The sequence below is a fragment of the Pantoea sp. R13S299 genome (genome assembly GCF_048515925.1).
Classification (GTDB): Bacteria; Pseudomonadota; Gammaproteobacteria; order Enterobacterales; family Enterobacteriaceae; genus Pantoea.
Map to the genome: position 1 here is coordinate 2,287,173 of NZ_JBLYEF010000001.1, position 13,701 is coordinate 2,300,873.

The window sequence follows — 13,701 nt, forward strand, 5'->3', positions numbered from 1 at the left end:
ATAAACATGCGTGTGAAATAGTTTTTTGAGTTATTATTAACCTCAAATGATTATTAGCGACCGATGCTGTTTATGAATGCGACTCGCCAGGGTCTGACGCCTGCTTTAGTGGTCCTGATGTCGGTAGCAACCGGCCTCTGCGTAGCCAGTAACTATTACGTTCAGCCACTGCTTAATACCATCGCCCAACAGTTTGATCTCTCTGTTAGCCTCGCCGGGTTTATTGTCACCACGGCGCAACTCGGCTACGCCTGCGGTCTGCTGTTGCTGGTGCCGCTGGGCGATCGGTTTGAACGACGCAGCCTGATTGTGACAATGATCCTGCTGGCTGCGGCGGGCATGGTGATTATCGCCCTCTCGCACTCGTTCCTCTTTTTATTGCTGGGTACGGTCATGACGGGCCTGTTTTCTGTCGCCGCACAAATCCTGGTGCCGCTGGCCGCCACGCTGGCCGAGCCAGAGCGGCGCGGTAAAATCGTCGGGACGGTCATGAGCGGCTTGCTGCTGGGGATTTTGCTGGCACGCACCGTGGCAGGTGGCCTGGCGCAGCTTGGCGGCTGGCGCACCGTCTACTGGACCGCCAGTCTGCTGATGGTGGTTATGGCGCTGGCGCTGTGGCGATCGCTGCCACGCGTGAAACAGTCCGTGCCCATGAGCTATCTGCAACTGCTGGCCTCTATTTTTCGCCTGTATGCAGGCAACAGGGTGATTCGTACCCGCGCCTGGACCGGCTGTCTTTCCTTTGCCAATTTCAGCCTCCTGTGGACCTCAATGGCGTTTCTGCTGTCCGGCGCGCCCTATCACTTCTCAGAAGGCGAGATTGGCTTGCTGGGGCTGGTCGGTGCCGCAGGTGCGCTGGCCGCTCGTCAGGCGGGCTCGCTGGCAGACAAAGGCAAAGCGAAGCTGACGACCCGACTGGGCCTGCTGCTCATGCTGCTGTCGTGGGCCGCCATTGCGTGGGGTGCTGAGCAGCTGGTGCCGCTGATTATCGGCATTCTGCTGCTGGATCTGGCGGTTCAGGCTGTCCACATCACTAATCAAAGCGTGATCTATGCGCAGATGCCGGAGGCGCGTAACCGTCTGAATGCCGGTTACATGACCAGCTACTTTATAGGGGGTGCGGCTGGCTCGTTACTCTCCGCCACCGCTTACCACCTGTGGGGCTGGTATGGCGTCTGTGGTGCTGGCGCGCTGTTGACGCTGGTTAATCTGCTGATCTGGGCAGGCGGATCGCGCTTTGAGCCGGAAAAAATCAACTGAACCCTGGCCCGACAGTGCATTGCTCTGGTCACAAATGGTTAGGTTTGTTATGGTTAGTAACAAAGCTATTCACTTCAGTTATTTTTCCTCGCGATATTATTAAATCTGCCCCCTTTTGAAAACGTCCCGGCTCAGCGCTGCTGCCGGGCGTACGGGTTTTTGACCCAGGGCCACGGAATGGCCTGGAATACCTTTGATGGTGCAGAGTGCGAGTCTATGAGCGATCACCTGCCAAAAAGTGACTACGCTTATCCTGTCACCATAGTTATTATACAAGTTGCAATTAGTGAGGTTTTTTTTAATGGAAAGTTCGTTTACTCCCATTGAGCAGATGCTAAACATCCGTGCCAATCGCCATAAGGATTTTCCGCTACAGGAAATTATTCTGACGCGTCTCTGTATGCATATGCAGGGTAAACTGCTGGACAACCGTAATAAGATGCTGAAAGCACAGGGTATTAATGAAACCCTGTTCATGGCGTTGATTACGCTGGATGCGCAGGAAAATCACAGCATTCAGCCCTCTGAGCTTAGCTCAGCCCTTGGTTCTTCACGCACCAATGCGACGCGCATTGCGGATGAGCTGGAAAAGCGCGGCTGGATTGAGCGTCGCGAAAGCGATCAAGACCGTCGCTGCCTGCACCTGCACCTGACCGATAAAGGGATGGAGTTCCTGCGTCAGCTGCTGCCACCTCAGCATCAGAGCCTGCAATACCTCTGGTCGTCGCTGTCGGTCGATGAGAAATCTCAGCTGGAAGGCATCACCCGTAAGCTGCTTAATCGTCTTGATAAAATGGATGAAGACCAGCTTATCGCCTCGCTGTCCCGCTAATAGCAATAAGTGCGACACAATCACCTGTCGAAATCGTTATTTTAATTTCCTTTTTATCTGGCCAGCGCTCAGTCGCTGGCTTTTTCGACTCGGGCGCTGGCGGAAATGGATTTCTGCTGCCCGACTAAATGGAAAACGTGGAGAAAGTCATGAGTGCAACGGCAGAAGCACAAAGCCCGCAACCGTCAGCCAGTAAAAAAAAGAAGCGCAGAAGTGTGCTCATTGTGCTGGCGCTGATCTTTGTGCTGATTGGTATTGCCTGGGGAGTTTACTGGTTCCTGGTCCTGCGCCATTTCCAGGAAACTGATGACGCCTACATTGCGGGTAATCAGGTGCAGGTGATGGCTCAGGTTTCCGGTAGCGTAAATAAAGTCTGGTTTGAAGATACCGATTTCGTCAAAAAAGGCGATGTGCTGGTTTCACTCGATAAGACCGATGCTGAGCAGGCGTTTGAAAAAGCACAGACGGCCCTGGCCACCAGCGTACGTCAGACTCATCAGCTGATGATCAATGGCAAACAGTATCAGGCCAGCATTACGCTGCAGCAGACAGCCCTGGCACAGGCAGAAGCCGACCTGAAACGTCGTGAGCCGTTGGGTGCAGCCAATCTGATTGGTCGTGAAGAGTTGCAGCACGCCCGTGACGCCGTGGCCACCGCCAAAGCGCAACTGGACGTAGCAATTCAGCAATACAATGCTAATCAGGCGATGATCCTCAATACCTCGCTGGAGAATCAGCCTGCCGTTCAACAGAGTGCGGCTGAGCTGCGTGACGCCTGGCTGGCGCTGCAGCGCACCGAAATCCGCAGCCCGATGGATGGTTTTATCTCCCGTCGCAGCGTGCAGGTCGGTTCGCAAATCTCCACCAGCACCCCGCTGCTGGCTGTCGTACCTGCCACCAATCTGTGGGTCGATGCCAACTTCAAAGAGACCCAACTGGCTGGCGTTCGCATTGGTCAGCCTGCCACCGTGGTTGCCGATATCTACGGTGATGAAGTGGTTTATCAGGGTAAAGTCGTGGGTCTGGATATGGGCACCGGCAGCGCCTTCTCTCTGCTGCCTGCCCAGAATGCCACCGGTAACTGGATCAAAGTGGTTCAGCGCCTGCCGGTTCGTATCGAACTGAATCAGGAAGATATCGCCAGACATCCACTGCGCATTGGCCTCTCCACGCTGGTTAAAATCGATACCACCAGCAAAGAAGGTAGCGCGCTCGCCACCAGCGCCCGTCAGCAGGCCGCTTACAGCAGCAACGCGCTGGCGATTGACCTTGCGCCGGTCAATCAGCTGATCACCGATATCGTCCGCGCCAACGCCGGATGATGACGCGGAGGCTGTAATGGCACAAAAACCGCTTGAAGGGATGCCGCTGGTCCTGATGACCATTGCGCTGTCGCTGGCGACGTTCATGCAGGTTCTGGACTCGACCATCGCCAACGTGGCTATCCCTACCATTGCCGGGAACCTGGGGGCGTCGAACTCTCAGGGTACCTGGGTAATTACCTCGTTTGGTGTGGCGAATGCGATCTCGATCCCGCTGACCGGCTGGCTGGCAAAACGCATCGGTGAAGTGAAGCTCTTCACCTGGTCGACCATCCTGTTTGCCATCGCCTCCTGGGCGTGTGGCATGTCAGATAGCCTGGAGATGCTGATCTTCTTCCGCGTCATCCAGGGGATTGTCGCGGGTCCTTTGATCCCGCTGTCGCAAAGTCTGCTGCTCAACAACTATCCGCCCGCGAAACGCAGTGTTGCGCTGTCGCTGTGGGCGATGACGGTGATTGTGGCACCGATCTGTGGCCCGATACTGGGTGGCTGGATCAGCGACAACTATCACTGGGGCTGGATCTTCTTTATCAACGTGCCGATTGGTGTGGCGGTGGTGATACTGACGCTGCAGACCCTGCGTGGCCGGGAAACCAAAACCGAAATCCGGCGGATCGATATGGTCGGGCTGGTGCTACTGGTGGTGGGGATCGGCTGTCTGCAGGTCATGCTGGACCGCGGAAAGGAGCTCGACTGGTTTAACTCGTCCGAGATTATCGTGCTCGGGGTAGTGGCCGTAATTGCGCTGTCCGTGCTGCTGGTGTGGGAACTGACAGACGATCACCCGATCATCGACCTGTCGCTGTTTAAGTCGCGCAACTTCACCATCGGCTGCCTGTCGATCAGTCTGGCTTATATGCTCTACTTCGGCTCGATAGTGCTGTTGCCGCAGCTGCTGCAGGAGGTCTACGGGTATACCGCAACCTGGGCCGGGCTGGCATCTGCGCCGGTGGGGATTTTGCCGGTGATCCTGTCGCCGATCATTGGCCGCTTTGCCCATAAGCTCGATATGCGACGGCTGGTCACGTTCAGCTTCATTATGTATGCCGTCTGCTTCTACTGGCGCGCGTATACGTTTGAACCGGGGATGGACTTTGGTGCCTCAGCCTGGCCGCAGTTTATCCAGGGCTTTGCCGTGGCCTGCTTCTTTATGCCGCTGACCACCATTACGCTGTCGGGACTGCCGCCGGAGCGTATGGCCGCCGCATCCAGCCTGTCGAACTTTATGCGTACCTTTGCCGGTTCGGTGGGAACGTCGATTACTACCACCATGTGGACGAACCGCGAGTCGATGCATCATAGCTACCTGACGGAGTCGATTACCCCGTACAACGTCAATTCGCAGCAGATGTATAGCCAGCTGGAGAGCCTGGGGATGACGCAGCAGCAGGCGTCTGCTTACATCGCGCAGCAGATTACCAATCAGGGACTGATTATTTCAGCGAATGAAATCTTCTGGGCGTCGGCGGGAGTGTTCCTGATCCTGCTGGTGTTGATCTGGTTTGCCCGTCCGCCGTTTAGCGCAGGCGGTGGTGGCGGTGGCGCGCACTGATGTCACACAGCAAAACGGGCCTTTCGGCCCGTTTTTTTATGCGTTCTGACGCCACCATTCGGCGAGCAGTACGCCGGTTGCGACGGAGACGTTGAGGCTTTCTACGTTACCGGTGCCGCCAATCGACAGGCTCATGTCACCCTGTTTGAACGCGGTGTCAGAAAGACCTTCACGCTCCTGACCTAACACCAGTACCATTTTCTCCGGCAGCTGAGCCTGCGCCAGCGGCGTGCCCTGATGGCTGGAGGTGGTCACGATGGTGTAACCGGCTTTACGGAACGCTTCCAGACCTTCGCTGAAGGTTGCGCCGCTGATAGCCTGCACATGCTCAGCCCCGCCCTCTGCGGTACGTACCGCTGCGCCTGACTCCAGCAGCGAAGCGTCATTCACCAGCAAACCTTTTACGCCAAAGTGCGCGCAGCTGCGCATAATCGCGCCGAGGTTATGCGGGTTGCTGACATCTTCCAGTGCCAGTACGCAATCTTTGGTCGTTGCCTGGCTCAGCCATTCAGAAACCGCCATACCCATGCGCTTTTTGATCAGGAAGCAGACGCCGCCATGATGTTCAGTGCCGGAGGCCTTGGTGATCTCTGCATCTTCTACCACGTGATAGGCTTTGCGGTTAGCCGCCAGCCAGCGCAGCGATTCGCGGAAACGCGGGGTCACTTCCTGAATGAACCAGGCGCGAACAATCGCTTCCGGACGACTCTGGAACAGCGCCTGACAGGCGTTCTCACCATAGACGCGGGTTTCTTCGTTACGCTGACGACGGATCTGCTCAGGATCGACAAAGCTTTTGCCGCTGATGCCACCGTGATCGGGCTTGTCGCTCTCAGGCGATGCGGCACGATCGGCTGATGGCGCGCGTGACACGGTGCGCCACGGGGAGTCGCTGCTGCCATAGGCGCCACGGCTATCATCGCCACGATCGTTGCGGCGACCTGCGCCATCGTCTGAACGGCGTGGTGCGCCACGTCCGCCTTCATCACGACGCGGTGAACTGCTGCGACCGGTGTCGTCGCTGCGACGGCCAGCGGAGCGACCGCCTTCCTGACCGCGTTCGGTACGGGGGCCAGACGAACGACGATTATCATCCGGGCGGGCAGCAGAGTGACCACCTTTGCCTGTACGAGGATTCGGCGCGCGCGCGCTCTTATCGTCCTCGCCACGCACGTACATCACCTTAACCTTGCCGCTCTTGCCTTTAAATTCGTCGTTCATGTCTTCCTCCTGCATTTAGAGCGCGCAGATTACCTGATGTGCTGGCGCTTAGCTATCAACTATTGAACCTATAGAGCAATCCAGATTGAGCGAAAATCCGCCCCCTTTCATAATGGACAACTATTACCAGACTGACACTTTTCAACCCCAGAGGTTCCTATGAATACGGTATGCGCTTCCTGTCAGGCAACCAATCGCGTTCCTGAAGAACGCCTTGCCGACGCGGCGAAATGTGGCCGCTGCGGAAATGCATTGTTTGATGGCGAAGTGGTTAATGCCACCAGCGCTAACTTTGACAAATATCTGCAGGACGATCTGCCGGTGGTGATCGATTTCTGGGCGCCCTGGTGCGGTCCCTGCGTCAATTTTGCGCCGGTGTTTAAAGATGTCGCCAGTGAGCGCAGCGGGAAAGTCCGCTTCATTAAAGTGAACACCGAAGCGGAACCCGCCCTGAGCGCCCGTTTCAACATTCGCAGTATTCCGACCATCATGCTGTTTAAGAACGGCGAGCGTGTGGACATGCTGAACGGTGCCATGCCCAAAGCGCCGTTTAACGAATGGCTGGACGAATCACTTTAATCTTCGGAGGCCAGCCAGTCTGGCCTTTTCCTTTTCATCTGCGCTTCGATTACACTGACGTTTTTCCTGCCCTGAATACTCATGTCTGATAATGCTGTTTTGCGCTTGCGCACCCAACGCCTGGCCCGCGCCACCCGTCCTTTCCTCGCGCGTGGAAATCGGGTCATTCGCTGCCAGGGCTGTCTGCTGCCAGAGGCCAACTGTCTCTGCAGTCAGATCGTGCCACAGTCTGCCCGTAGCCGCTTCTGCCTGGTGATGTTTGATACCGAGCCGATGAAGCCGAGCAACACCGGCCGTCTGATTGCCGATATTCTGCCGGATACCCAGGCTTTTGGCTGGTCACGCACCGAGCCGGATCCGCTGCTACTGGCGGCCGTGCGCAATCCCGATTATCAGCCGCTGGTCGTCTTCCCGGCCTCCTATGCCGATCCCGGTCGCGAGGTGCTGACAACGCCACCCGCCACCGGCAAGCCGCCGTTGTTTATTATGCTCGATGGCACCTGGACCGAAGCACGCAAAATGTTTCGCAAAAGTCCCTGGCTCGATGCTCTGCCGGTAATGTCGCTGGATGTCAGCACGCCTTCGCGCTATACGCTGCGTGAAGCGCATGGCGAAGGACAGCACTGTACCGCTGAAGTCGCCGCGGCGCTGCTGGCGCAGGCGGGCGATCGGCGGGCGGCAGAGGCGTTATCTCACCATTTCGATCAGTTCCGCGCGGCCTACCTGGCAGGAAAACCGCATCACCCCGGACAGGCTTAACCGCATCCCTCTTCTCCTGGCAGGCGAAAGCCTGCTCTGACAGATCCCAGGATTCGGATGTCCAGCGTGCGATCTGCCCGGAAGCGCTGCCCGCAAAAAGCGTTTACAATCACGCAAATCCCGATCTCTGGAGGGCGAGATGAGCCAACGCGGACTGGAAGCGCTGTTACGACCTAAATCAATTGCGGTGATTGGTGCCTCGGTAACGCCAGGGCGTGCCGGGTACTTTATGATGCGTAACCTGCTGGCGGGCGGTTTTAGTGGGCCGGTATTGCCGGTGACGCCAAAATATAAAGCGGTCAGCGGCGTGCTGGCCTGGCCCACCATCGACAGCTTACCTTTCGCGCCAGACCTGGCGGTCATCTGCACCCACTCAAAACGTAACCTTGAATTGCTGCAACAGCTCGGTGAGAAAGGCTGCAAGGCCTGTATTATTCTCTCTGCTCCCGCCAGCCAGTCGGCCGAACTCAAAGCCTGCGCCAGCCGGTGGCAGATACGTCTGCTGGGACCGAACAGTCTTGGTCTGCTGGCGCCCTGGCAGGGCTTGAATGCCAGCTTCTCGCCGGTACCGATAGAGAAAGGCCGTATCGCGTTTATTTCCCAGTCCGCCGCCGTGTCTAATACTATTCTCGACTGGGCGCAGCAGCGTAATCTCGGTTTCTCCTGGTTTATCGCGCTGGGTGACAGTCTGGATATCGATGTCGATGACCTGCTCGATTTTCTGGCACGCGACGGCAAGACCAGCGCCATCCTGCTCTATCTCGAACACCTCAGCGACGCGCGTCGTTTTGTTTCTGCCTCACGCAGTGCCTCCCGTAATAAACCGATTCTGATCATTAAGAGTGGTCGCAGCCGTGAAGCACAGGCGCTGCTTGGCACCCACAGCGGGCTCGACGCCGCCTGGGATGCGGCCATTCAGCGCGCCGGGTTGCTGCGGGTGCAGGATACCCATGAGCTGTTCTCCGCCGTTGAGTCGCTGAGCCATATGCGGCCGCTGCGGGGCGACAGGCTGATGATCATCAGTAATGGTGCCGCACCTGCCGCACTGGCGCTGGATGAGCTTTATGCCCGTAATGGCAAACTGGCGCAGCTCAGCGATGAGATGCGTCAGCAACTGGAAGCGCTATTGCCCGCAGGTGCGGGGCGCGGTAATCCGCTGGATTTAAAAGATGATGCGACCGCCGAACGCTACGCTGCCTGTGTGGAGATCCTGCTCAATAGCCATGAACTCGATGCATTAATGATTATTCATGCGCCAAGCGCGGTCGCGCCTGCGACTGAGACGGCTACACATCTGATCGACACCATTACCCGTCACCCGCGCGGAAAGCTGGTAACGCTGCTGACCAACTGGAGCGGCGAGTTCTCTTCTCAGGCGGCGCGTCGGGCCTTTACGCAGGCGGGTATACCGACCTGGCGCACGCCCGAAGGCACCGTTACCGCTTTTATGCATCAGGTTGAGTACCGGCGTAACCAGAAGCAGCTGCGCGAAACCCCTGCCCTGCCCGCCACGCTGAACCAGGACAGCGCCCATGCTCACCAGTTGCTGTCACAGGCGCTGGCGCGTGGTATCACCGCGCTGGATACCCACGAAGTCCAGCCGGTGCTGCAGGCGTACGGGCTGGCGACGCTGCCGACCTGGATCGCCAGCGACAGCGCGGCGGCCGTGGTGATTGCCGATCAGATTGGCTATCCGGTGGCGCTGAAATTGCGCTCGCCTGATATCGCCCATAAGTCGGAGGTTCAGGGCGTAATGCTCTACCTGCGCAATGCCAGCGAAGTGGAGCATGCCGCCGAGGCCATTTTTGATCGGGTAAAACAGACGCTGCCGCAGGCTCGTATTGAAGGGCTGCTGGTTCAGAGTATGGCCAGCCGTGCGGGTGCGCAGGAACTGCGGGTCGTGGTCGAACAGGATGCCCTGTTTGGCCCGATCATCATGCTGGGCGAAGGCGGTGTTGAATGGCAGGCCGATAAACAGGCTGCCGTTGCCCTGCCACCGCTGAATATGACGCTGGCACGCTATCTGGTAATCCAGGCGATCAAGAGCGGCAAAATCCGCAGCCGCAGCGCCCTGAATCCGCTCGATGTCCCCGGTTTGAGCCAGCTGCTGGTACAGGTCTCTAACCTGGTGGTGGATTGCCCGGAGATCCAGCGACTGGATATTCATCCGCTGCTGGCGGCGGGCAATGATTTTACCCTGCTGGATGTCACTCTGACGCTGGCTCCTTTCCACGGCGATAACGAAGCGCGGCTGGCAATACGCCCTTATCCGCAGCATCTGGAAGAAGAAGTGGAGTTAAAGGATGGGCAATTCTGTCTGTTCCGCCCGATCCTGCCTGAAGATGAACCCTTGTTGCGCGATTTCATCAGTCAGGTGACCAAAGAGGATCTTTACTACCGCTACTTTAGTGAGATCAATGAGTTTACACATGATGATCTCGCCAATATGACTCAAATCGATTATGACCGCGAGATGGCGATTGTGGCGGTACGTCAGCATCAGGGACGCCCCGAGATCATCGGCGTCACCCGCGCAATTTCTGATGCGGACAACATTGATGCAGAGTTTTCGGTGCTGGTCCGTTCCGACCTGAAAGGGTTAGGCATGGGTCGTCGTCTGCTGGAAAAAATGATTCGTTACACCCGACATCACGGCTTGCAACAATTGAACGGTATCACCATGCCCCATAACCGCGGCATGATTACGCTGGCCCGAAAACTCAATTTTCATGTTGATATTCAACTGGATGACGGTATTGTCAGCCTGAAATTGTCTTTACAGAATGAGATCAACTAACCTTGTAGAGAAAGGTAAAAAACGTTCGAATCGACGGAGTTGATGTTATTATTTATGGTTATAACCCTGATTTGATGGCAAAAGGCCATGCAATGAACAGAGAAGAAGTGCACTGTGATGTTGTCTAAATTTAAACGTAACAAACACCAACAACACCTCGCACAGCTGCCGAAACTGTCACAATCCGTTGCGGATGTGTCGACACTTTACTCGCCTGCCGAATTTCGCCAGACGTTGCTGGAGAAGATTGCGGCAGCGCAGACACGCATCTGTATTGTTGCGCTCTATCTGGAAAATGATGACGCCGGGCGTGCCGTCATGGATGCGCTTTATAGTGCGAAGCAGGCGCGGCCGGAGCTGGATATCTCGATTCTGGTTGACTGGCACCGTGCGCAGCGTGGCCGGATTGGCGCAGCGCGGGGCGTAACCAATGCCGACTGGTATTGCGAAATGGCGACCCGCTATCCGGATATCGCCATCCCGGTTTATGGTATCCCGGTTAATACCCGTGAAGCGCTGGGCGTGCTGCATCTTAAAGGGTTCATTATTGATGATATGCTGCTTTACAGTGGCGCCAGCATCAATGATGTCTACCTGCATCAGCATGATAAGTATCGCTACGATCGCTACCAGGTTATCCGTAATCGCCAGCTGACCGATACGATGTATGACTGGATTACGCTCAATCTCAAGCCTGCGGAAGCGGTCAACCGGCTCGATTTTGCTGAGCGTCCTTCAAGCCCTGAAATCAAAAATGAGACGCGCCAGTTCCGTCAGGATCTGCGAGGCTTCAATTATCAGTTTGAAGGGAATGCCGGCAACGATGAACTGACGGTCACGCCGCTGGTCGGTCTGGGCAAGCATAGCCTGCTCAATAAAACCATTTTCCACCTGATGCCCTGTGCGGAACAGAAGCTGATCATCTGTACCCCCTACTTCAACATGCCCGCCCTGCTGGTGCGTAATATCATTCATCTGCTGCGTCAGGGAAAACAGGTCGAGATCATCGTCGGTGATAAAACAGCCAATGATTTCTACATCGCGCCCGATCAGCCGTTTAAAATCATTGGCGCGCTGCCTTACCTGTATGAAATCAATCTGCGTCGCTTCATGAGTCGTCTGCACTACTACGTTACAACCGATCAGCTGGTTGTGAGACTGTGGAAGGATGGCGAAAACAGTTATCACCTCAAAGGGATGTGGGTTGATGATGAGTGGCAGCTGATTACCGGTAATAATCTTAATCCACGTGCCTGGCGGCTCGATCTGGAAAATGCGGTGCTGATCCACGATCCTCATCAGGAATTAGCCGCTCAGCGTGAGAAGGAACTGGCTTTAATTCGCCAGAACACGACAGTAGTGACGCATTTTCGTGAGCTGGAGAGTATTGCCGACTACCCGGCCAAGGTGCGGAAACTGATTCGTCGTCTGCGCCGGATACGTATCGATCGCCTGATCAGCCGTATTCTTTAGTTGCTGCGGCCACATCCACTATGCGAAGGGTACTGCTTGTGTACTGTTGTGTAGTGGATGCGCCCATATGGCGGAAGATCAGTGGACCGGACGGGATAAAGCGGAACACATTGTCGTTTCTGCCGCGCTTGCAGCGGCTGGAGCTGGAAAGATTTCGCATGGGATGCCGCCGGTGCAGCCAGCGGCATTGCCCTGTGGAATATGAGTCAGTAACTCTGTTAAAGCTTAATCCCCTTACCGCGCCGGTGCAGCAATAGCGACACCAGAAACGCTACCGCGCCCATCGCTGAGACATACCAGAAGAAGGTGGTCTCGATCCCCTGCTGCTTCATCAGCAACGCCACATACTCCGCCGACCCACCGAATAGCGCATTCGCTACCGCATAAGAGAGCCCGACACCCAGTGCACGCACCTGTGGCGGAAACATTTCGGCTTTAAGAATGCCGCTGATGGCGGTGTAGAAGCTGGTAATCAGTAAAGCCAGCATAATCAACAGGAAGGCCACGCCGGGACTTTGCACATTTTGCAGCAGGGTCAGAATCGGCACGGTACAAATCGCCGCGCCCGCGCCAAAGATCATCATCGAGGTGCGACGGCCAATTTTATCTGACAGGGCACCGATAATCGGCTGAATCAGCATAAAGACCAGCAGCGCACCAGTCATCAGCCCGCTTGCCGTTTTTGGATCCATGCCAGATGTGTTAACCAGATACTTCTGCATGTAGGTAGTGAAGGTGTAAAAACTCAGGGAGCCACCGGCGGTGAAACCCAGCACCATCAGGAAGGGACGGGTATGATTGCGCAGTAACCCGATTACGCTACCCGCATCGCGATGTTCACGGCTGGCCTTATCGGACGTTTCTTCCAGAGAGCGTCGTAACCATAATGCGACAACGGCGAGCAGTGCACCGAGGAAGAATGGAATACGCCAGCCCCAGCTGCGCAGCTCTGCATCAGTGAGCAGAAATTGCAGGACCACCACGGTCAGTACCGCCGCTAACTGACCGCCAATCAGCGTGACATACTGGAATGAGGCATAGAATCCTTTGCGCCCTTCCAGAGCCACTTCGCTCATGTAGGTTGCGCTGGTCCCATATTCTCCGCCCACCGATAATCCCTGAAACATACGTGCCAGCAGCAGAATGACAGGAGCTGCCACGCCGATCGTCGCATAACCGGGCAGGCAGGCGATCACCAGCGAACCAAAACACATCATGCAGACCGAAACCAGCATCGAATTTTTTCGGCCATGTTTGTCGCCGATATAGCCGAACAACCAGCCGCCAATCGGACGCATTAAAAATCCTGCCGCAAAAACGCCAGCGGTCTGTAACAGTTGCGTTGTGGTATCGCCCTGCGGGAAGAATATGTGCGCAAAGTAGAGCGAGAAGAATGAATAGACATAGAAGTCGAACCATTCAACCAGGTTGCCCGATGACGCGCCGACGATTGCCCAGATGCGTTTCTTTGTATCATCCGTCTGAGTTTTATTATTGGGTGTCATGACTTACCTCTGTTCCTTGCTGATCAACAGCATTTAAAGGAGTGAGTAAAGCATTTAAGTCTATGAGAGGTAAAGGCGGGGTAATCCGAGATTATTATTGTGAGCCATGTCGCTTATTATCGAAAAATCAGCGGGTTGCTGACGATTTTAAAGAAGAACCTGGGGATGATGAGACTGCTGGAAGCCGGCAAATGATAAACATTTCTGCTAAATACAGCAAAATTCAGACGTAAAAAAGCCCCGCACTGCTGTGCGGGGCTTCTTCACTGATTTAATGCCTGGCAGTTCCCTACTCTCGCATGGGGAGACCCCACACTACCATCGGCGCTACGGCGTTTCACTTCTGAGTTCGGCATGGGGTCAGGTGGGACCACCGCGCTAAAGCCGCCAGGCAAATTCTG

The 13,701-nt window shown here is 55.9% G+C and carries 10 protein-coding genes and 1 rRNA gene; 8 read left to right on the forward strand and 3 right to left on the reverse strand.

All coding sequences use genetic code 11. The features are described from left to right. The first annotated feature begins 72 nt into the window (after positions 1 to 72). From ACN1CO_RS10950 to emrB, 4 genes are all read left to right on the forward strand, one after another. Positions 73 to 1,260 carry an MFS transporter gene (locus ACN1CO_RS10950; protein WP_419138936.1) on the forward strand — a complete coding sequence of 396 codons (1,188 nt, stop codon included), beginning with the start codon at positions 73 to 75 and terminating at the stop codon, positions 1,258 to 1,260. A gap of 301 nt (positions 1,261 to 1,561) precedes the next feature. Then, positions 1,562 to 2,092, forward strand: a complete 531-nt coding sequence (gene mprA, locus ACN1CO_RS10955; protein ID WP_419138937.1) for a transcriptional repressor MprA — start codon at positions 1,562 to 1,564, stop codon at positions 2,090 to 2,092. A gap of 149 nt (positions 2,093 to 2,241) precedes the next feature. After that, positions 2,242 to 3,414 carry a multidrug efflux MFS transporter periplasmic adaptor subunit EmrA gene (emrA, locus tag ACN1CO_RS10960; RefSeq protein WP_419138938.1) on the forward strand — a complete coding sequence of 391 codons (1,173 nt, stop codon included), beginning with the start codon at positions 2,242 to 2,244 and terminating at the stop codon, positions 3,412 to 3,414. 16 nt (positions 3,415 to 3,430) lie between these two features. Then, a complete protein-coding gene (gene emrB, locus ACN1CO_RS10965) occupies positions 3,431 to 4,966 on the forward strand; it encodes a multidrug efflux MFS transporter permease subunit EmrB (RefSeq protein WP_419138939.1) in 1,536 nt (511 codons plus the stop codon). Between the two features lie 36 nt (positions 4,967 to 5,002). Here the strand turns inward: emrB and ACN1CO_RS10970 are convergent, their stop codons facing one another. Then, positions 5,003 to 6,187, reverse strand: a complete 1,185-nt coding sequence (locus tag ACN1CO_RS10970; protein ID WP_419138940.1) for a tRNA/rRNA methyltransferase — start codon at positions 6,185 to 6,187, stop codon at positions 5,003 to 5,005. Positions 6,188 to 6,346: 159 nt separating this feature from the next. Between ACN1CO_RS10970 and trxC the strand changes: the two genes are divergently transcribed. The 4 genes from trxC (at position 6,347) to pssA (ending at position 11,795) form a co-directional block, all read left to right on the forward strand. Next, a complete protein-coding gene (gene trxC / locus ACN1CO_RS10975) occupies positions 6,347 to 6,766 on the forward strand; it encodes a thioredoxin TrxC (protein ID WP_008926766.1) in 420 nt (139 codons plus the stop codon). 81 nt (positions 6,767 to 6,847) lie between these two features. Then, positions 6,848 to 7,525, forward strand: coding sequence for a tRNA-uridine aminocarboxypropyltransferase (locus ACN1CO_RS10980; protein WP_419138941.1), 678 nt, complete (start codon positions 6,848 to 6,850; stop codon positions 7,523 to 7,525). A gap of 139 nt (positions 7,526 to 7,664) precedes the next feature. Beyond that, entirely contained in the window at positions 7,665 to 10,322 is a 2,658-nt protein-coding gene (locus tag ACN1CO_RS10985) for a GNAT family N-acetyltransferase (RefSeq protein ID WP_419138942.1), read from the forward strand. A 117-nt stretch (positions 10,323 to 10,439) separates the two neighbouring features. Then, positions 10,440 to 11,795: a CDP-diacylglycerol--serine O-phosphatidyltransferase gene (pssA, locus tag ACN1CO_RS10990; protein WP_419138943.1), complete on the forward strand. Its 1,356-nt coding sequence runs from the start codon at positions 10,440 to 10,442 to the stop codon at positions 11,793 to 11,795. A 218-nt stretch (positions 11,796 to 12,013) separates the two neighbouring features. On the opposite strand, the gene ACN1CO_RS10995 is transcribed toward pssA, so the two are convergent. Together ACN1CO_RS10995 and rrf are read right to left on the reverse strand one after the other, a co-directional pair. After that, positions 12,014 to 13,300 (reverse strand): MFS family transporter, encoded by a 1,287-nt coding sequence (locus ACN1CO_RS10995; protein ID WP_419138944.1) that lies wholly within the window; start codon positions 13,298 to 13,300, stop codon positions 12,014 to 12,016. Between the two features lie 276 nt (positions 13,301 to 13,576). Continuing rightward, positions 13,577 to 13,692: ribosomal RNA gene (gene rrf, locus ACN1CO_RS11000) — 5S ribosomal RNA — on the reverse strand. Between the last annotated feature and the right edge of the window lie 9 nt (positions 13,693 to 13,701).

Bases quoted from the DNA above. Each gene is read 5' to 3' on its own strand.
- ACN1CO_RS10970 (WP_419138940.1), bottom strand. From the start codon at position 6,187: ATGAACGACGAATTTAAAGGCAAGAGCGGCAAGGTTAAGGTGATGTAC.
- ACN1CO_RS10995 (WP_419138944.1), bottom strand. From the start codon at position 13,300: ATGACACCCAATAATAAAACTCAGACGGATGATACAAAGAAACGCATC.
- mprA (WP_419138937.1), top strand. From the start codon at position 1,562: ATGGAAAGTTCGTTTACTCCCATTGAGCAGATGCTAAACATCCGTGCC.
- emrA (WP_419138938.1), top strand. From the start codon at position 2,242: ATGAGTGCAACGGCAGAAGCACAAAGCCCGCAACCGTCAGCCAGTAAA.
- emrB (WP_419138939.1), top strand. From the start codon at position 3,431: ATGGCACAAAAACCGCTTGAAGGGATGCCGCTGGTCCTGATGACCATT.
- ACN1CO_RS10980 (WP_419138941.1), top strand. From the start codon at position 6,848: ATGTCTGATAATGCTGTTTTGCGCTTGCGCACCCAACGCCTGGCCCGC.
- pssA (WP_419138943.1), top strand. From the start codon at position 10,440: ATGTTGTCTAAATTTAAACGTAACAAACACCAACAACACCTCGCACAG.
- ACN1CO_RS10950 (WP_419138936.1), top strand. From the start codon at position 73: ATGAATGCGACTCGCCAGGGTCTGACGCCTGCTTTAGTGGTCCTGATG.
- ACN1CO_RS10985 (WP_419138942.1), top strand. From the start codon at position 7,665: ATGAGCCAACGCGGACTGGAAGCGCTGTTACGACCTAAATCAATTGCG.
- trxC (WP_008926766.1), top strand. From the start codon at position 6,347: ATGAATACGGTATGCGCTTCCTGTCAGGCAACCAATCGCGTTCCTGAA.